This is a genomic window from Rhizobium sp. NZLR8, assembly GCF_019685025.1.
Taxonomy (GTDB): domain Bacteria; phylum Pseudomonadota; class Alphaproteobacteria; order Rhizobiales; family Rhizobiaceae; genus Rhizobium.
Genome location: NZ_JABDVY010000001.1, coordinates 142,303 through 161,467 on the forward strand (window position 1 = coordinate 142,303; position 19,165 = coordinate 161,467).

The 19,165-nt window shown below is 61.5% G+C and carries 20 protein-coding genes; 12 read left to right on the forward strand and 8 right to left on the reverse strand.

Annotation, left to right across the window (positions count from 1 at the left end; genetic code table 11):
* Nucleotides 1-1,308: a thymidine phosphorylase gene (gene deoA, locus HJB89_RS00680; protein ID WP_221148682.1), complete on the forward strand. Its 1,308-nt coding sequence runs from the start codon at nt 1-3 to the stop codon at nt 1,306-1,308.
* Nucleotides 1,309-1,312: 4 nt separating this feature from the next.
* Here deoA and HJB89_RS00685 read toward each other — a convergent pair whose 3' ends face one another.
* The 7 genes from HJB89_RS00685 to HJB89_RS00715 form a co-directional block, all read right to left on the reverse strand.
* The gene (locus HJB89_RS00685; protein ID WP_207582479.1) at nt 1,313-1,882 is read right to left on the reverse strand and encodes a TIGR02281 family clan AA aspartic protease; all 570 of its coding nucleotides are present in this window, start codon (nt 1,880-1,882) and stop codon (nt 1,313-1,315) included.
* 126 nt (nt 1,883-2,008) lie between these two features.
* Nucleotides 2,009-2,638: a uracil phosphoribosyltransferase gene (gene upp / locus HJB89_RS00690; protein WP_003544477.1), complete on the reverse strand. Its 630-nt coding sequence runs from the start codon at nt 2,636-2,638 to the stop codon at nt 2,009-2,011.
* Between the two features lie 111 nt (nt 2,639-2,749).
* Entirely contained in the window at nt 2,750-3,718 is a 969-nt protein-coding gene (locus tag HJB89_RS00695) for an adenosine deaminase (protein WP_207582480.1), read from the reverse strand.
* Entirely contained in the window at nt 3,715-4,935 is a 1,221-nt protein-coding gene (locus tag HJB89_RS00700; protein ID WP_207582481.1) for a phosphopentomutase, read from the reverse strand. The genes HJB89_RS00695 and HJB89_RS00700 overlap by 4 nt, the downstream gene beginning before the upstream one ends.
* Before the next feature lie 109 nt (nt 4,936-5,044).
* Entirely contained in the window at nt 5,045-5,626 is a 582-nt protein-coding gene (locus HJB89_RS00705) for a TadE/TadG family type IV pilus assembly protein (protein ID WP_207582482.1), read from the reverse strand.
* Nucleotides 5,626-6,261, reverse strand: coding sequence for a TadE/TadG family type IV pilus assembly protein (locus HJB89_RS00710; protein WP_207582483.1), 636 nt, complete (start codon nt 6,259-6,261; stop codon nt 5,626-5,628). Before HJB89_RS00710 ends, HJB89_RS00705 begins: the two co-directional genes overlap by 1 nt.
* 114 nt (nt 6,262-6,375) lie before the next feature.
* On the reverse strand, nt 6,376-6,786 hold the full coding sequence (locus HJB89_RS00715; protein WP_207582484.1) for a pilus assembly protein N-terminal domain-containing protein: 411 nt from the start codon (nt 6,784-6,786) through the stop codon (nt 6,376-6,378).
* Nucleotides 6,787-7,166: 380 nt separating this feature from the next.
* On the opposite strand from HJB89_RS00715, the gene HJB89_RS00720 reads away from it, so the two are divergent.
* From HJB89_RS00720 to HJB89_RS00765, 10 genes are all read left to right on the forward strand, one after another.
* The gene (locus HJB89_RS00720) at nt 7,167-7,352 is read left to right on the forward strand and encodes a Flp family type IVb pilin (RefSeq protein ID WP_007634070.1); all 186 of its coding nucleotides are present in this window, start codon (nt 7,167-7,169) and stop codon (nt 7,350-7,352) included.
* Between the two features lie 123 nt (nt 7,353-7,475).
* Nucleotides 7,476-7,988 (forward strand): prepilin peptidase, encoded by a 513-nt coding sequence (locus HJB89_RS00725; protein ID WP_207582485.1) that lies wholly within the window; start codon nt 7,476-7,478, stop codon nt 7,986-7,988.
* 110 nt (nt 7,989-8,098) lie between these two features.
* The gene (cpaB, locus tag HJB89_RS00730) at nt 8,099-8,914 is read left to right on the forward strand and encodes a Flp pilus assembly protein CpaB (RefSeq protein ID WP_207582486.1); all 816 of its coding nucleotides are present in this window, start codon (nt 8,099-8,101) and stop codon (nt 8,912-8,914) included.
* A 12-nt stretch (nt 8,915-8,926) separates the two neighbouring features.
* Entirely contained in the window at nt 8,927-10,426 is a 1,500-nt protein-coding gene (locus tag HJB89_RS00735; RefSeq protein WP_221148684.1) for a type II and III secretion system protein family protein, read from the forward strand.
* Entirely contained in the window at nt 10,423-11,181 is a 759-nt protein-coding gene (locus HJB89_RS00740) for a CpaD family pilus assembly protein (protein WP_207582488.1), read from the forward strand. Before HJB89_RS00735 ends, HJB89_RS00740 begins: the two co-directional genes overlap by 4 nt.
* 14 nt (nt 11,182-11,195) lie before the next feature.
* Nucleotides 11,196-12,473: a CpaE family protein gene (locus HJB89_RS00745; RefSeq protein WP_207582489.1), complete on the forward strand. Its 1,278-nt coding sequence runs from the start codon at nt 11,196-11,198 to the stop codon at nt 12,471-12,473.
* Nucleotides 12,474-12,504: 31 nt separating this feature from the next.
* Complete coding sequence (locus tag HJB89_RS00750) at nt 12,505-13,980, forward strand: CpaF family protein (RefSeq protein ID WP_207582490.1); 1,476 nt, start codon at nt 12,505-12,507, stop codon at nt 13,978-13,980.
* A gap of 5 nt (nt 13,981-13,985) precedes the next feature.
* On the forward strand, nt 13,986-14,993 hold the full coding sequence (locus HJB89_RS00755; RefSeq protein WP_207582491.1) for a type II secretion system F family protein: 1,008 nt from the start codon (nt 13,986-13,988) through the stop codon (nt 14,991-14,993).
* A gap of 17 nt (nt 14,994-15,010) precedes the next feature.
* Nucleotides 15,011-15,997 carry a type II secretion system F family protein gene (locus HJB89_RS00760; protein ID WP_207582492.1) on the forward strand — a complete coding sequence of 329 codons (987 nt, stop codon included), beginning with the start codon at nt 15,011-15,013 and terminating at the stop codon, nt 15,995-15,997.
* A 75-nt stretch (nt 15,998-16,072) separates the two neighbouring features.
* Entirely contained in the window at nt 16,073-16,705 is a 633-nt protein-coding gene (locus HJB89_RS00765) for a LysE family translocator (protein WP_207582493.1), read from the forward strand.
* Between the two features lie 7 nt (nt 16,706-16,712).
* Here the strand turns inward: HJB89_RS00765 and HJB89_RS00770 are convergent, their stop codons facing one another.
* Complete coding sequence (locus HJB89_RS00770) at nt 16,713-17,549, reverse strand: tetratricopeptide repeat protein (protein WP_207582494.1); 837 nt, start codon at nt 17,547-17,549, stop codon at nt 16,713-16,715.
* Nucleotides 17,550-17,691: 142 nt separating this feature from the next.
* Here HJB89_RS00770 and HJB89_RS00775 point away from each other — a divergent pair, with 142 nt between their 5' ends.
* Complete coding sequence (locus HJB89_RS00775) at nt 17,692-19,083, forward strand: M17 family metallopeptidase (RefSeq protein ID WP_221148686.1); 1,392 nt, start codon at nt 17,692-17,694, stop codon at nt 19,081-19,083.
* Nucleotides 19,084-19,165: the final 82 nt, after the last annotated feature.

The following is a 19,165-nucleotide window of genomic DNA, read 5'->3' on the forward strand; positions in this document are numbered from 1 at the left end:
ATGATCCCGCAGGAGATCATCCGGCGTAAGCGCGATGGCGACGAGCTCGACCCCGACGATATCCGGTCCTTCATCGCAGCACTCGCTGCCGGTCAGCTGTCGGAAGGCCAGATCGGCGCCTTCGCCATGTCCGTCTGGTTCAAGGGCATGTCGCGGGCCGAGACCGTCGCCCTGACGCTGGCGATGGCCGACTCCGGCGACAGGCTGCAATGGGCCGATATCGACCGCCCGATCGCCGACAAACATTCGACCGGTGGCGTCGGCGACAATGTTTCGCTGATGCTGGCGCCGATCGCTGCGGCCTGCGGTCTCGCCGTTCCGATGATTTCAGGGCGCGGCCTTGGCCATACCGGTGGCACGCTGGACAAGCTCGAATCCATTCCCGGCTATATGATTACCCCGGATGCGAACCTGTTCCACAAGGTCGTGAGGGAGGCCGGATGCGCCATCATCGGCCAGACTGGGGCCCTTGCGCCTGCCGACGGCCGGCTCTATGCCGTGCGCGATGTGACTGCAACCGTCGATTCCATTCCCCTCATCACCGCCTCCATCCTGTCGAAGAAGCTTGCGGCCGGGCTTCAGACGCTGGTGCTGGACGTCAAGGTCGGCAACGGCGCCTTCATGGCCGACCGTGCCCAGGCGGAGATCCTGGCGCAGTCGCTGGTCGAGGTCGCCAATGGCGCAGGCGTGAAGACCTCGGCGCTGATCACCGACATGAACCAGCCGCTCGCCGATGCAGCCGGCAATGCGGTCGAGATGCGCAACTGCCTGGATTTCCTGGCGGGTAGGAAGGCGGACACGCGGCTCGAAACCGTCATTCTTGCCTTCGCCGCCGAGATGCTGGTGAAATCGGGCATTGCACCTTCCCCTGATGAAGGCGAGGGGATGGCGCGCAAGGCGCTGTCATCGGGACAGGCGGCCGAGGTTTTCGCCCGCATGGTCTCCATGCTCGGCGGTCCGGCCGATCTTATCGAAAACCCCGGCAAATATCTGGCCAGGGCGCCTGCGGAAAAACCTGTTCTCGCCCCTCGGTCCGGCTGGCTTGCCGCCTGCAACGCGCGCGGTATCGGCATCAGCGTCATCGATCTCGGCGGCGGAAGACGCCATCCGGCCGACCGGATCGATCATCGCGTCGGCTTCTCCGAGCTTCTGCCGCTTGGCACCCGTGTCAGCGCCGGCGAACCGATCGCGCTGGTTCACGCCGCCGACGAAGCGGCGGCGGAACGGGCAGCGGCGGCACTCGCCGCGCATTACCGCATCACCAAGGAAAAGCCGGAGCTGCCGCCGGTGATCTCGACCCGGATCTGATGGTTTATTGCTTCAGGCTGAGCGAACCGTCGGCGACGGAATAGGAGGCGAGCTTCTGTAGGAAGCTCATGCCGACTAGCGTCGTCGTCAGCGCTTCGTCCTTGAGGACGAAGGCTTCGACGTCCCGCACGCGGATGCCGCCGATTTCCACCCGGTCGAGCATCACATGCGCCGCCTTCGTCTGGCCGTTTGCGGTGTTCACCCCGTAGCGGAAATCGAGCTGGTTTGCGGTGAAGCCCAGTCGGCGGGCGAGCGTCTCGTTGAGCGCGACATAGGTGGCGCCAGTATCGATCAGGCCTTGCACCGACTTGCCGTTGATCTTGAAGCCGCCGGTATAATGGCCCTGGGCATCCGCTTGCAGACGGATCGCATTGCTGCCTGAGACCGGTGCGGGTGCCGCGGGCTTGTCGCTTTCGGTCGATAGGTAATTGGCGGAAAGCGCGTCAGCAGACCGCTGGCCGGTGTCTCCGAAGAAGGAAGGCACCTGTGTTGCGAGCACCGCGGCGATGCTGGCGAATAGGACGGTACGCACGAGCATGAAACAGAAATCCTTCCTGTATAAACCCCGCTTCATGCGGGGCCTCATGCTTCGGAATTGCTAAACCTCAAGTGCTGACAAGTTGCTAATATCGCCAACAAAAAGGCCCGGAATGAACCACCGGGCCTTCAAGGCTTTCGATTTGGTAAACGAAATCTGAAATTACTTGGTGCCGTACATGCGGTCGCCGGCATCGCCGAGGCCGGGCATGATATAGCCCTTTTCGTTGAGATGACTGTCGATCGACGCAGTGAACACGGGAACATCGGGATGCGCGGCGCGAAAGTTGCGGATGCCTTCGGGAGCGGCAAGCAGGCAGAGGAAGCGGATATTGTGGGCGCCGCGTTCCTTGAGCTTGTCGATCGCGGCGATCGACGAATTGCCGGTTGCAAGCATCGGGTCGACGACGATGATCAGCCGCTCGGCCACGTCTTCCGGAGCCTTGAAGTAATATTCGACCGGCTGCAGCGTTTCGTGGTCGCGGTAAACGCCGATATGCGAGACGCGGGCGGAAGGCACGAGATCGAGCATGCCTTCGAGCAGGCCGTTGCCGGCGCGCAGGATCGAGGCGAAGACCAGCTTCTTGCCTTCGAGGATTGGCGATTCCATCGTCTGCAGCGGCGTCTCGATCGTTTCCATTGTCAGTTCGAGATCGCGGGTCACCTCGTAACAGAGCAGCGTCGAGATTTCGCGCAGCAACCGCCGGAAACTTCCCGTCGATGTCTCCTTGCGCCGCATGATGGTGAGTTTGTGCTGCACCAGCGGGTGATCGATGACCGTGACGCCGTCCATGGGGAAGCCTTTCATTTTCTATCGAATGTTTCTTTCACGGAAATCGGCCCGACTGCAAGAGTGGCGGCCAATTTGCGCCGATCATCCCCAGCCTCGCTCCACCTTTGGCTCTCAAAGTCGGGCGAGCAGGGCCTTGCGTGTCTCATCGTCGACGAAGGCAGCTTCGATTGCCGTTCGTGTCATCGCATCGATCTCGTCGTCGCTGAGGCCGAAAGCCTCGGCGGCAAGTTCGTATTCCCGCTCCAGTGAGGTATGAAAGAACGGCGGATCGTCCGAGCTTATCGTCACGCGCACGCCGGCGTCCTTCAGCCGGCGCAGCGGATGCGAAGCGAAATCGGGAAAGACCTTAAGCGCGATATTGGAGCCCGGGCAGATCTCCAGCACGGTGCCGAGATCGGCAAGCCGCTTCACCAGATCGAGATCCTCGATGGCGCGCACGCCATGGCCGATGCGCGAGGGGCGCACGGCATCGAGCGCGTCGGCGACACTGAAGGCGCCGCAGACCTCGCCGGCATGAATGGTGAGCCCCAGGCCGGCATCGCGGGCGATATCGAAGGCCCTGGCATAGTCGGCGACGCGCCCCATCCGCTCCTCGCCGGCAAGGTTGAAGCCGGTAATCAGAGGATTGCCGGCCTTTGCCGCGTATTCGGCGGCGCCGATCACGCTCTCCGGACCGAAATGCCGCTCGCCAGTGACGATCAGCCGGGCCTCGATACCGCTCTTTTCCCTGGCCCGCCGGATGCCTTCGCAGATGCCTGATATATAGGCGTCGGCACCCAACCCGATGCGTTTGCCGTGGTCGGGCGAAACGATCAGTTCGCTGTAGATCGTATTGATGCCGGCGAGTTGGTCGAGATAGGTTTCGGTCAGAAGCGCATAGTCCTCCTCGGTCCTGTAGACCTCGGAAACCTTGTCGTAACATTCGAGGAAGCTTGCGAAATCATGCCAGACATAGGCGCCGCCGCGAAGCTCGCCGCTGATATCGACACCGTATTTGTGCGCCTGCGCCTCGGTCAATTCAGGAGGTGCCGCACCCTCCAGATGACAGTGCAGTTCGACCTTCTTCAAATGCGACGTCACAGAAAACTCCTTCCATGCGGTCCCGCCGGAATGCCGAGATGGCGCGCTAAGCTCTCGCCGATATCGGCATAGCTGCGGCGCACGCCGATCGAACGCGACCGGATGCCTGGGCCATAGGCGATGACGGGCACGCGCTCGCGCGTATGGTCCGTGCCGCGCCAGGTCGGGTCGCAGCCGTGGTCGGCGGTGAGCACGACGAGATCGCCTGGCTTCAGCTTCTTGTGGACTTCGGCCAATCGGGCATCGAAGGCTTCGAGTGCCGCGGCATAACCCGGCACATCGCGGCGATGGCCGTAAATCATGTCGAAATCGACGAAATTGGTGAAGACGAGATCGCCGTCCTCGGCCTCGTCGATGGTTGAGAGCGATGCATCCATCAGCGCATCGTTGCCATTTGCCTTAATGACCCTGGAAATGCCCTGATGCGCGAAGATGTCGCCGATCTTTCCGACAGCATGCACGTGCCGGCCGTGTTCGATAAGCCGGTCGAGCAGCGTCGGCTCCGGCGGTAGCACGGAGAAGTCGCGCCGGTTTCCGGTGCGCTGGAAGGTCGAGGGGGACTGACCGATGAAGGGCCGGGCGATGACGCGACCGATATTGTAGCGATCGAGCATCCCGCGGGCTAGACGGCAGAAAGTGAGCAAGCGATCGAGACCGAACTGCACCTCGTGCGCAGCGACCTGGAAGACCGAATCCGAGGAGGTGTAGCAGATCGGCTTGCCGGTGTGGATATGCTCCTCGCCGAGCCGGGCGATGATCTCCGTTCCAGAGGCATGGCAGTTGCCGAGAATGCCGGGCACATCGGCCTCCCTGCACAATGCCTCGATGAATTCGGCAGGAAAGGCCTCGCCCTCCATCGGGAAGTAACCCCAATCGAAACTGACAGGTGTTCCTGCGATCTCCCAATGGCCTGATGGCGTGTCCTTGCCGCGGGAGATTTCGGTGGCGGCGCCATAAATTCCGTAGACCTTCTCGGGAACGGGCATGCCGGCCGGGAACCGGCCGGAGGCCGATCGGGCGATCTGCATCAGCCCGAGTTCCGACAGGTTGGGCAGGGAAAGCGGCCCGCTGCGCAATCCGGCACGATCTGCGGCTCCGGCTGCGCAGAACTCGGCGATATGGCCGAGCGTATCGGCGCCCTCGTCGCCATAGGCCGCCGCATCCGGCGCTCCGCCGACGCCGAAAGAATCCAGAACGAAAAGAAAGGCACGCGCCATTTTACACCCGAGAGAGCCGATCGCCGGCCCCAGGGACGTCGGAGCGGCAGAGCCTCAGGCATATAATGCTGCGGCCGGCTTGGCAAATTCGGGAAGAAGGGGAGGGCTGTCAGCAGTCGCTGCAGGCGATCGAGTCGCCTTGCCGCTGGCGGTAGAAATAGCTGCGGCTGATGGTGATCGTGCGCATGCCGTCCGGCAGGAAATTCGGCGCAAACAGGAACATCGTATAGGGGATGCTGAGCTCGGTGCGAACAAGGAAGCTGTTGGCGGTCTTCATGTCGGACGGCACATTGCTCACGGCCGTATTCTTGGCATAGGGCGAGGTCCCGTCCTGCGCCCACGACCACAGCACTTTCGCATTGGCGCTGGCGTCGATCGTAATTCCGGTGATCTTCAGCGTCAGCGACGTGTTGTTGTAAGGCACGAAGATCGCGGTTGCGACCGACGGCATCTGTGCAAGCGTGCTCTTCGTGATGGATTGCTGCTGGGTGACGAGGTCGGCCACCGTCCCTGCAGCGCGTGTCACCCGCTTGCTGACGCTGAGGCCGATCGTGATCTCGAAAGCGCCGATATAGAGCATGACGAGCACGGGAAAGAGGATCGCGAATTCGATCGCTCCGGCGCCCTTGCGGTCTCGGGCCAGCCGCCGCGCCGTCAATACCAGTCTGCTGAACGGGTTGCGTAACGCCATTATGGATACTGCTCGTTCTGCAAGGCCGCGGTCGCGATGATCAGATATTCCCTCGGCATCGAACCGTCGGAGGGACGTATCGTCGTGATATAGGGCCGGACCAGATCCGCCGTGATTTCCCAGCGATAGTAGGCGCGGACCATGTTGATGGTGCCTGCGCCGCCCGGCGCATATTTGAAGGCCGCCGTGTTGAGGTCGGCATATTTGTCGGTCGAAAGCTTGGGAATCGTCGTCGGAATGGCCGAAAAGGTGCTGAATGTCTGTACATCCAGGTAGAGCTTGCTCGGCGTAGCCACTTCGCTCGTCGAGCAGCGGATCAGGATCGAGATCTCATCGCAGAAAGCCTGGCGGAACTGCGCCTGGTTCATATCGGTCGTGCGGCCAAGATTATAGGTGATCTGCCCGGTTCGCATCTTGCGGCTCATCGTATCGACGGCGTTGGAGACGAGTTCCTCGGCAGCAAAGGCGACGAAGGTTTCGAGGACTGCGAAAATCACCAGGAAATAGGGAATGGCAAGCAACGCGAATTCGATCGCCGCGGAACCCTCGCGCGATCGGCCGAGAGCGCGAAACCGTGAAAAACGGAACGGCGCGCAGACGCGCGCTTTATCCGTCTTCTGATCAATTACCGTCATTGCCTGGACCCGAGCGACATTCTCTGTCCGCCACACTAGGGTCCGTTCGTTGATTTTCCGTTTCAGTCTGAGGCGACGATTTTAACGAATGGCCGAAGAAGAGAGGTAAGCCAATCAGGGCGAGGTAGTGCTGGTGGTCGCCTGCTGTGCATGCTGCTCGCAGTTCGGCGTGCAGGACAGTACGGAGCGTTCGGTCTGCCGGTATACGCGCACCGTGTTGCCCTCATCGATCGACACCAGAATACGCTCGTCGAGGATCGCATTGCCATCGGCATCGAGTAGAACCAGATTGGTGGTGCCGAAGCTGCGTCCTGTGAGAACGATGGTCTTGGCGTCGGCGACGGTCGCATCGGCGACCTTGGCATTGCCGACGATGACCTTGCTGACGGGGCGGTCGAGCTTCAATACGCGCGCGTGATCCATATAGACGCGCAGCATGTCATCGTCTGCGGCCGAGGAAACTCCCGAATTACCGAAAACGGCGATCATGCCGGCAAAGAAAATGGTTTTGCCGCTCGATGACATTTGGTCCTCTTTCACGATCACAGCGCAATATCCGCATAGAATGGAAAAAAATGGTGAACGAAGCCTTAAGCCCGCCTCCCTGTTCCGGGATGAGGCGCAATGATCCGATTTGGCACGGCCTCAGGACCGCACACGCTCCGGTTGGAAGTAAGACCTGTGCTATTACCGGATGAATCCAGCGGTTATTCCGGGAAGATTGTTAAATATTGAAGTAGTCGCATAAGAAAATACTTACCCTGCAAGGGGCTGGTGTCTCGTTGACGCCTCGTTAACTCTTTTCTTTAAGCCGATGGAAACGCCCATTCGCTAGGTTGATGCCATCCGATCAACGGCAAACAGTTGGCGGACGTGCTGAACATCAACTGGAGTTAGGAGTTACCATGACCAAGCTTTTTAGCCGTTTTCTGAAGGACGAATCCGGCGCGACCGCAATTGAATACGGCCTGATCGCTGCCCTCATTTCCGTAGCGCTGATTACCGGCGCAACGGCTCTCGGCAACAGCATCAGCACCACGTTCAACAATCTGAGCACCAAGATGAACACCGGCGTTACGGCGTCGAACTAAGATAGGGGCAGCCACTTGGCGCCCATATTATACGGCCGGATCGGCTCCGACTGATCTATCGAGCGGGCTCACAGGCTGAATGGCCGTGAGCCTTTTCGCATCTCGTTATGACGGGGTATACACATGATCGCCGCTGCAGTGTTTGTGATATTGCCACTCTGCCTCGCCATGGCGGCCTTTTCCGATCTGTTCACCATGACGATTCCGAACCGCGTTTCCCTGATCCTGATTGCCTCTTTCTTCATCCTCGCGCCGCTGTCCGGCCTGGGCTGGGAGATGATCGGTTTGCATCTTGCCGGCGCGGCAATCGTCTTTAGTGCCTGCTTCGCTCTTTTTGCGTTCAATGTGATGGGCGGCGGAGACGCCAAGCTGTTGAGCGCCACCGCGCTCTGGTTTGGTCTGAATCAATCGCTCGCTTTCCTGATGGTCGACGTCGCCATGATCGGCGGTCTGATAACCTTGCTGATCCTGCTGGTGAGAGCGCAATCGAACACCATCCTTGCCATCGGCCTGCCGGTGCCGAATTCGGTCCTGCTGGCCAAGAAGATCCCCTACGGCATCGCCATCGCGATCGGCGGCTTCATGGCCTTCCCTTCTTCGCCGCTCTTCCTAGCTGCGCTGGAAAGCCTGAAATAACGGCATTTTAAATGCCCGTTAACTTAAAATGTAAGCGTTCCATTAACCATAATTATACCAATTGCTGAGCATTCTGCAGGGCGAACATATCGTGCCCTGAGGAATGATCGATGAAACCGGCCCGCCTTATAATCCTTGCTGTCGCCGTGGTGGCAGCCGGCCTCGCCGGCCTCCTGGCGATGCGCATGGCAGGCAGTGGCGGTGTCGTTACCCAGGTCCAGTCGGTCATCGAGAAGGAACCGACGGTCAACGTCCTGGTCTCGGGCGCCAATCTGGCGGTCGGCGAAAGGCTGAGCGACCAGTCCGTTCATTGGATGGCCTGGCCGCAGGGCGCCGTTGTCCCGGGCCTGATCACCGAAGCCGACAAGCCGGATGCGATCAAGGATCTGCAGGGTGCCGTCGTGCGCCTGCCGATCTTCGAAGGCGAACCGATCCGGCCGGAAAAGGTCGCCGATTCCAGCAGCCGCATCCTTTCCTCGCTGTTGCCGGCCGGCAAGCGCGCCGTCGCGACCGAGATATCGGTGGCAACAGGTGCCGGCGGCTTCATCCTGCCGAACGACCGCGTCGACGTCATCATGGTCCGCAAGGGCACCGAAGCCAACAAGCTCATCACCGAGACCGTGCTGAGCAATGTCCGCGTTCTGGCCATTGACCAGCAGATCCAGGAAAAGGACGACGGCTCGAAGGCCGTGGTCGGCACGACGGCGACGCTCGAACTCACCCCCGATCAAACGAAGGTGCTCGCTGTCGCCCAGCAGATGGCGGACCGGCTGTCGCTCGCGCTACGCTCGGTCGCCGATGCGCAGGAGCAGGACACCAGCGCAGCCGACTATCTGCTGAGCGGCGATAACGGCAGTGCGAGCATCCAGGTCATCAAATCGGGCGCCATCGTCACCGATGCCAGCGCAGCGCCGAAGGCGGAGTAAAGGGACGTGCACATGGGCAATTCTACGCGGCGCGCCGGACTTCTCCTGACAGGCTGCCTGTCGCTGGCAGTCGCCGTCTCCGGTATAATGTCGGCCTCTTTCGCGCTGCTTCTTGTACCAGGCGAGGCGCGCGCCGATTCCGAAAACCTGGTCCGCATCTCGCAAACCGGCCGCGATGCCCACCGCCGGCTGAAGCTCGGGCTGAACAAGGCTGTCGTCGTCGATCTGCCCGAGGATGCGCATGATATCCTCGTATCCGATCCGACCATGGCCGATGCCGTGACCCGCACCTCGCGGCGCATCTACCTGTTTGGCAAAAAGGTCGGCCAGACGAATATCTTCGTCTTCGGCGCCGGTGGACAGGAAATCGTCAATCTCGACATCGAGATCGAGCGCGACGTTTCCGGCCTCCAAGTCAATCTCCGCCGATTCATTCCAGACTCCAACATCAACGTCGAAATCGTCTCCGACAACATCGTGCTGACCGGCACCGTGCGCACCCCGCAGGATGCCACACAGGCGGCCGATCTGGCGCAGGTCTTCCTGAAGGGCGGCGAAGCGACGACCAGAAGCGAGACGGCATCGGGCACCGGCGGCGACAGCTCGGTGGCGCTCTTTGCCGAAGCCCGTCAGAGCTCGCAGGTTGTCAACCTGCTGCAGATCGAGGGCGAGGACCAGGTCACCCTCAAGGTGACGATCGCCGAGGTCCGCCGCGAGGTGCTGAAGCAGCTCGGCTTCGACAATCTGGTTTCCAATTCCTCCGGCATGACAGTCGCACAGCTCGGTAGCCCCAGCGCCGACAGCGCCACATCCGTCGTTGGCGGCGGCCTGGCGGCGCTGTTCAAGAGCACGATCGGAAAATACGACATTTCGACCTACCTCAACGCGCTGGAGCAGGCCAAGGTCGTCAAGACGCTTGCCGAGCCGACGCTGACGGCAATATCGGGCCAGGCCGCGACCTTCAATTCCGGCGGCCAACAGCTCTATTCGACAACCGACAGCAACGGCAACGTCACCGTCGTGCCGTTCAACTACGGTATCAACCTCGCCTTCAAGCCGGTCGTGCTCTCATCGGGACGCATCAGCCTGCAGATCAAGACCAATGTCTCCGAACCGGTGGCCGGCAGCGGCGGCGCGACCTATCAGCGCCGCTCGGCGGAGACCTCGGTGGAGCTGCCCTCGGGCGGCTCGATCGCGCTGGCCGGCCTGATCCGCGACAACGTTTCCCAGACGATGGGCGGCACGCCTGGTGTCTCGAAGATTCCACTGCTCGGCACCCTCTTCCGCCAGAAGGGTTTCGAGCGTCAGGAAACCGAACTCGTCATCATCGCAACGCCCTATCTGGTGCGTCCGGTGGCGCGCAATCAGCTCAACCGGCCGGACGACAATTTCAGCCCCGAGAATGACGGTGCAACCTTCTTCCTCAACCGAGTCAACAAAGTCTATGGCCGCCGCGAGGCGCCCGTTGCCGACGCGCAGTTCCACGGCTCAATTGGGTTCATCTACAAATGAGCGGCGCACGGTCGGCAGCAATGGAAGAGAACAGGGATCAGGTGATGGCCCATATCAATTCGACGACACCCCGCCTCGGAATCTCGAAGGCGCTTTTTGCCACGGTTGCCATGTCGCTGGCCGCCCTTTCCGGATGCGCCGGCCCACATGACCAGCTGACGACCGGCGGTATTCCCGACGACTATCGCGCGCGTCACCCGATCATCGTGACCGAAGCGGAGCAGACGGTGGACATTCCCGTCGCCTCCACCGATCGCCGCCTGACCAACGCCCAGCGCGACCTCATTCGCGGTTTTGCCGCAAACTACATCGCGCGCGCCTCGGGTCCGGTTTACGTGCTATCGCCGCAAGGCTCGCCCAATTCGGCGGCAGCCTATCAACTGCGCAATCAGGTCCGTGCCGAGCTGGCGAGGAGGGGGATCGCAAGCTCGAAAATCGTCAACACCTCCTACGCCGCGGTCGGCCCCGGCGATGCGGCACCGATCCGGCTGAGCTTTACCGGCACCACGGCGATCACCACGCAATGCGGCCAGTGGCCGAAGGACATCTCTAGCGATTTGACCAACCAGAATTATTATAATTTCGGCTGCGCCTCGCAGAACAACCTCGCCGCCCAGATCGCCAATCCTGAGGATCTGGTGGCGCCCCGCGGCATGACCCCGATCGACGCGCAGCGCCGCAACAACGCGATCCAGGAATATCGGACGACGACATCGACGATCGAAGAGGTCGCCGGCAGCGACAGCAGCTTCTGAGGCGGAACGGGACGATGAGCGCGATAGAGTACGAAATCAAGAATCAAAGCGAGCTTCGCCACGCCGAGGAGGCGGTGCGCATGGCCGATCTGGAAAACATGCGGCCGCTGCCGCGCATCTCCGTGCATGCCTTCTGTGAGAGCGAGGCTCTGCAGCAGGTCATGGAACGCTGCGCCAATGATCGACGCGTGGCAAAGGTCAGCATGCGCATCACCAGCGGCGGCATCGCCGCTGCCGCCAATATGTTCTCCGGCGCCCCGACGCCGAACCTCATCATCCTCGAGACCAAGGCGAATGCCGGAAACCTTCTCTCCGAACTCGCGCCGCTCGCCGCCGTCTGCGATCCGACGACCAAAGTCGTCATTATCGGCTACTACAACGATATCGGGCTTTATCGCGACCTCATCCGCAACGGCATCTCCGAATACATGGTCCAGCCCGTTGCCATGCCCGATATCCTGGCGTCGATGGCCTCGATCTTCGTCGATCCGGAAGCCGAGCCGCTCGGCCGCAGCATCGCCTTCATCGGCTCGAAGGGCGGTACTGGCGCCTCGACCATCGCGCATAATTGTGCCTTCGGCATTTCCAACCTCTTCTCATCCGAGACGATCCTCGCCGATCTCGACCTGCCCTATGGCACCGCGAACATCGACTTCGACCAGGATCCGGCCCAGGGCATCGCCGAAGCTGTCTTCGCGCCCGACCGTCTCGACGAGGTCTTCCTGGACCGCCTGCTGACGAAATGTTCCGAACATCTCTCCCTGCTTGCGGCACCCTCGCTGCTCGACCGTGCCTATGATTTCGATGGCCAGGCGTTCCAGCCGGTGCTCGATGTGCTGCAGCGCAGCGCGCCCGTTACCGTGCTCGACGTTCCGCATACATGGTCGGAATGGACACGCTCGGTGCTGTCGAGTGTCGACGAAGTGGTCATCACAGCGGTTCCCGATCTCGCCAACCTGCGCAATGCCAAGAACATGCTGGACGCGTTGCGCAAGATGCGGCCGAACGACAAGCCGCCGCATCTGATCCTCAACCAGGTCGGCATGCCGAAACGTCCGGAGATTTCACCATCGGATTTCTGTGAGCCGCTGGAGATCGATCCGATCGCCATCATTCCCTTCGACATCCATCTTTTCGGCAATGCCGCCAATAGCGGCCGGATGATCTCGGAAGTCGACCCGAAGTCGCCGACGGCGGAAACCTTTTCGCAGATATCGCACATCGTCACCGGCCGTGTCGCGATCAAGAAGGCGAAGAAGGGCGGACTGCTGGGCCTCCTGAAGCGCAAGTAGCAAGTAGAACAAGCAGATTGGATTAAGCGGCATGTTTGGAAAACGCGGAAACGAAGGTTCCGGAAAGGTTGGAGGGGCGATTGCTCCCCCGCCGCCGGCTCCGGCCGCTGCCCCTGCGGCCTCTTCCCCCTCGATTCTGGTCGAACCCGCTCGCGAGCCCGCACGCCAGCAGGTGACGCCGCCGCCGATGCAGACGCCGCAGCGCAAGCGCCCTGTTCGTACCGATGAATATTACGACACCAAGGCGCAGGTGTTTTCCGCGCTGATCGATACGATCGATCTTTCGCAGCTTTCCAAGCTCGACGGCGAAAGCGCGCGCGAGGAAATCCGCGACATCGTCAACGACATCATCACCATCAAGAACTATGCGATGTCGATCTCCGAGCAGGAAGAGCTGCTCGAGGATATCTGCAACGACGTTCTCGGCTACGGTCCGCTGGAGCCATTGCTGGCGCGCGACGATATCGCCGATATCATGGTCAACGGCGCCGGCCAGACGTTCATCGAAGTCGGCGGCAAGACGATCGAATCGGAGATCCGCTTCCGCGACAATGCGCAGCTTCTCTCGATCTGCCAGCGCATCGTCAGCCAGGTCGGCCGCCGTGTCGACGAATCGAGCCCGATCTGCGATGCCCGCCTGCCCGATGGCTCGCGTGTCAACGTTATCGCGCCGCCGCTGTCGATCGACGGGCCGGCGCTCACCATCCGCAAGTTCAAGAAGGACAAGCTGACGCTCGATCAGCTCGTCCGTTTCGGTGCGATCACGGCGGAAGGCGCGACCGTGTTGCAGATCATCGGGCGCGTGCGCTGCAACGTCGTCATTTCGGGCGGTACCGGCTCGGGCAAGACGACGCTGCTGAACTGCCTCACCAACTATATCGACAGGGATGAACGCGTCATCACCTGCGAGGATACCGCCGAACTGCAGCTGCAGCAGCCGCATGTCGTACGTCTCGAAACGCGCCCGCCGAATATCGAAGGCGAGGGCGAGATTACCATGCGCGATCTCGTCAAGAACTGCCTGCGTATGCGTCCCGAGCGCATCATCGTCGGCGAAGTGCGCGGACCTGAGGTTTTCGACTTGCTGCAGGCGATGAACACCGGTCACGACGGCTCGATGGGCACCATCCACGCCAATACGCCGCGCGAATGCCTGAGCCGTATCGAATCGATGATCGCCATGGGGGGCTTCACCCTGCCGGCAAAGACGGTGCGTGAGATCATCTCCAGCTCGGTGGACGTGATCATCCAGGCGGCGCGCCTTCGCGACGGTTCGCGCCGCATCACCCAGATCACCGAGGTGATCGGCATGGAAGGCGACGTCATCATCACCCAGGACCTGATGCGTTACGAGATCGAAGGCGAGGATGCGGGCGGCCGCCTGATCGGCCGGCACATGTCGACCGGCGTCGGCAAGCCGCATTTCTGGGATCGCGCCCGTTACTTCAACGAGGAAAAGCGTCTTGCCGCTGCCCTTGACGCGATGGAAGCGAAAACGAAGGATTAGGCGAGATGTTCGGGTTCGATCCGATAGTGCTGGCAATCGTCGTCCTCGCCGCCATCTCCGCGGCGGCGGTCGCCTATGCCCTGATGTTTTCCCGGATCGAGGCCGACAAGAAATCGGCAAGCCGCATCAACCGCGTCAAATCGGCTGAAAGCGACCGGGTCAAGGTCAAGGCCGCCCGCGACCGGGTGCAGGAAATGTCGAAGCGCCGGAAATCGGTGCAGGACAATCTGAAGGATCTGGAAAAGCGCCAGCACGAAAAGACCAAGAAGACCCTGACGATGAAATCCCGGCTGGTGCAGGCCGGCCTGACGATCACGGTCGGGAAATTCTATCTCATCAGCGCCATCTTCGCCTGCGTGCTGCTGCTCATGGCTTTCATCATCGGTGTATCGTTGATGGTGATAATCGGTATTGCCGTCGTCGCCGGTCTCGGCCTGCCGCGCTGGATCGTCGGTTTCCTGATCAAGCGCCGCCAGAACAAGTTCCTCAACGAGCTCCCCAATGCGCTTGACGTCATCACCCGCTCGATCAAATCGGGCCTGCCGCTCAACGATGCGATCCGTCTCATCGCCACCGAAGGTACCGAGCCGGTGAAGAGCGAGTTCCGGCGCGTGATCGAGGCGCAGCAGGTGGGCCTCAGCATCCCCGACGCCTGCGCCCGCATGACGACCCAAATGCCGCTCCAGGAAGTCAGCTTCTTCGCCATCGTCATCGCCATCCAGTCGCAGGCTGGCGGCAATCTGTCGGAAGCAATCGGCAACCTTTCCAAGGTGATACGCGAGCGCAGGAAAATGAAGGCCAAGGTCTCGGCGCTTTCGATGGAAGCCAAGGCGTCGGCCGTCATCATCGGTGCTCTGCCCTTCATCGTCGCGACCCTCGTCTATCTCACGTCGCCGAACTACATGATGATCCTTTTCACCGATCCGCGCGGCCATTTCATCATGGGTGTCTCGGCGATCTGGATGTCGATCGGCATCTTCGTCATGCGCAACATGGTCAATTTTGACATCTAGACGGAAGGACGCACCCCATGTCGCAGGACCTTGCCGCAACCCTGACCAATCCGAGCATGCTGATCGCGCTCTTCGTCGCGGTCGCCGTCTTCGCCACGTTTTACACGATCGCCATCCCCTTCTTCGAGCGCGGCGATCTCAACAAGCGTATGAAGGCCGTCTCGACCGAGCGCGAGCAGATCCGCGCTCGCGAACGCGCCCGCATGAACGCCGAAACCGGCGCCGGCAAAGCCTCGCTCAGGAGCCAGAACAATCGTTCGGTCCGCCAGATCGTCGAACGCTTCAACCTGCGCAAGGCGCTCGTCGACGAGAATACCGTCAACAAGCTGCGTGCTGCCGGATTTCGCTCCGAGAATGCGCTGAATACCTTCCTCGTGGCGCGTTTCCTGCTGCCCTTCCTCTTCCTGGCGCTTGCCGTCTTCTGGGTCTTCGGTCTCGGCCATCTCGCCGAAAGGGGCCTGCCCATCCGCATGTTCGCTGTCATCGCCATCGGCTATGTCGGTTTCTACGCGCCGAACATCTATGTCTCGAACCGCATGGGCAAGCGCCAGCACTCGATCAAACGTGCCTGGCCGGATGCGCTGGACCTGATGCTGATCTGCGTCGAATCCGGCATCTCGATCGAGGCCGCGATGCGTCGCGTGTCGGAAGAACTCGGCGAGCAGTCGCCGGCGCTCGCCGAGGAGATGGTGCTGACCACGGCTGAACTCTCCTTCCTGCCGGATCGCCGCATGGCGCTCGAAAATCTTGCCACGCGCACCCAGATCGAGCTGGTACGCTCGGTCACTCAAGCGCTGATCCAGGCCGATCGCTACGGCACGCCGGTCGCGCAGGCGCTGCGTGTCCTCGCCCAGGAAGGCCGCGACGAGCGCATGAACGAAGCCGAAAAGAAGGCGGCCGCCCTGCCGCCGAAACTGACGGTGCCGATGATCCTGTTCTTCCTGCCGGTGCTGATCGCTGTTATTCTTGGCCCGGCCGGCATTCAGGTCTCAGACAAGTTCTGATGATTGCCGCCGCTTAAATCGATTCCGATTTGAGGAATTATGCGGTAACCTCCGATCTCAAACGAGGGTTTTCGGATGTCTTCCGCAGGCGTTTTCATCAGCATCATGGCAGCCCTGGCAGTCGGCGCTATGAGCCCCGGCCCGAGCTTCGTCGTCGTCTCCAGGATTGCCATTTCGCGGTCACGGCTGGATGGTCTTGCGGCCGCACTCGGCATGGGCGCCGGCGGCGTCGTTTTTGCCGTGCTGGCACTCGCCGGGCTGACGGCGCTGCTGTCTCAGTTCGAATGGCTCTATGTCTTGCTGAAGGTCGCAGGCGGCGCCTATCTCATTTATATCGCCGTCAATATCTGGAGAGGTGCTGGCCAGCCGCTGGAGGTTTCCGACGCCGGCGATAGCCAACGCGCGCCGATGCTGAGCTTCACGACCGCGCTGCTGACCCAACTCAGCAACCCGAAGACCATCATCGTCTATGCCAGCCTCTTTGCCGCGCTTCTACCGAGGACGGTGCCGCTCGATCTAATGGTTGCGCTGCCGCTTGGCGTCTTTGCGGTGGAAGCGGGGTGGTATTCGATCGTGGCCTTCGCCTTTTCGGCCCGCCATCCGCGGCGGCTCTATCTCGCTGCGAAGAGCTGGATAGACCGGGCCGCCGGTGCCGTGATGGGCGGCCTCGGACTTCGTCTCATTCTTTCGGGCCTGAGTGTCCGCTAGACCATTGTTAGTTGGTATTGCTGGCCTCCGCGGCACCCGGCGTCTTGTCCTTGGCGGCGAGTTTCTGCCAGGAATTCTGCTGCGAGAGCATGCCTCTGAGATAGGCGACATTGGCATCGGCCTGCTGCGGCGAAAGTTCGCGCCGGGCGATCTGCTCGGCCTCGGGGAAATGTCCCTGCAGGCCGACGACGAGGGCAAGGTTCTGCCTGACGCGACTGTCGGCGGTCGGCTGGCTGGCGGCGGAGCGCAGATAGGTTTCGGCCGTGCGCAGATCGCCTGTCAGCACGTAGGACATGCCGAGGTTGGACAGGATGGAGGGCTCGTTCGGCTGAATGTCGAGCGCGTCGCGGTAGCGCTGCCTGGCGTCGCTTGCCCGGCCCATCTGGTCGAGGATCGCGCCTTCGGCCGAGATCAGCTTCCAGTCCGGACGGTCGGGTGTCTGGGCGCGGCCGATCGTATCGAGCGCCTGCTGGAACTGGCCGGCCGCTGCCTGCGCCTTGCCGTAGGCGGCCAGCACGTTGCGGTCGGCGGGATTGCTGATCGCCACCTGCTGCATGACGGCGAGCGCTTGCGTGTCACGGCCGTTCATGCGCAGCAGGTTGGCATAGCTGACGCCGGTGACGGGATCGCGCGGGTTCTTTTCATAGGCCTGACCGAGCCGGTCGGTTGCCGAGCGCAGCTCGGTCGCGTCCATCTCTTCAACCGGCTTGGTGAGCTTCGGCACCGAGCCTGTCGTCATCCGGTCCTTGGTCGTCGAGCAGCCGGCAACCGCCAGGACGATGAGCGATGCCGCAGCGCCCTGCAGGATACGATTCGTGAATGTGGATGTAAGCGAGGCGGGCATGACGCGTTCCTGAATTCCGAAATCGGCGCCTGACCTCGAAGCGGAACAGGGAAAGGTTTGACGCAATCTTCGCTCCAGCAATAGTCTGTTAACCCTAACAGACCGTTAAGGAGTGATTCCTTACGACCGCCGAAGGATAATCATGGCCCCCTATCAGTTCATCGAGAGAGCGACCCCTTTCAACACCAAGGGCGGTTCGACGCTGCCGATCTTTGCCGTCACCCCCGCCCATATCGAGACCGGCACGATCGATCCGATCGCGCTCGATTGGGCGCGCAGGGCGGGCTACAAGGCCGAAAGCGGGTCGGTGCTGCTGATCCCGACGGCCGAAGGCCATCTCGGCGGCGCGCTTTTTGGCCTCGGCACCAATCCATCCGAGCAGCCTTATATTACTGGCAGGCTCGCCCGGACGCTGCCGGCCGGCGACTGGCACATCGAGACTGCACCGCTGACGGCAAATCGCCTGGCTCTCGGCTTTGGTCTCGGCAGCTACCGTTTCGACCGCTACAAGTCCGAAAAAACGCCGGCGGCGACGCTGATGATCCCCCGCGATGCCGACAGTGCCGACATCAAGCGCCAGCTCGCCGGCGTCTTTCTCGCCCGCGACCTCATCAATACCCCGACCAATGATATGGGGCCGGAACAGCTCGAGGCGGCCTTCCGCGGCCTGGCCGCACATTACAAGGCAGAGATATCGGTTATCAAAGGCGACGACCTGCTCGAGCAAAACTTCCCGCTGGTCCATACCGTCGGCCGCGCCAGCGCCGATGCACCGCGCCTTCTCGAATTGCGCTGGGGCAAAAAGGGCCATCGCAAGGTGACACTCGTCGGCAAGGGCGTCTGCTTCGATACTGGCGGTCTCGATATCAAGCCTGCCGCCTCCATGCTGCTGATGAAGAAGGATATGGGCGGCGCGGCGAATGTCATGGGGCTTGCCCTAATGATCATGGACGCCAAGCTGAAGGTCGACCTGCGTGTCATCGTCCCGGTCGTCGAAAACGCCATCTCGTCCAATGCCTTCCGCCCCGGCGACATCTACAAGAGCCGCAAGGGTCTGACCGTCCAGATCGACAATACCGATGCTGAAGGCCGTCTGATCCTAGCCGATGCGCTCGCCTATGCCGACGAGGACGAGCCCGAGCTCTTGATCGACATGGCGACGCTGACCGGTGCTGCCCGTGTCGCCCTCGGTCCTGACCTCCCGCCCTTCTTCACCGATGACGCCAATCTGGCGCATGATCTGACCGAAGCGAGCCTGGAAACAGACGATCCGATCTGGCGCCTGCCGCTCTATTCCGGTTACGAAAAGGATATCCGCACCAAGTTCGCCGATCTGACCAATGCGCCGGCCGGCGGCATGGCGGGGGCGATCACCGCGGCCCTCTTCCTCAAGCGTTTCGTCGGCAAGGCGAAGAGCTGGGCGCATTTTGACATTTACGGCTGGGCGCAGTCCGAACGGCCGCATTCGCCGGGCGGTGGTGAAGCACAGGCAATCCGCGCGCTCTTCCATCATATCCGCGAGAGCCTGCGCTGACGCCATGGCAAGCTGGAGTGGAGGCGCATCGCGTGACCCTGTTCATGCGCTGCACGTCGCTGCCGATCGTTAAAATTTTATT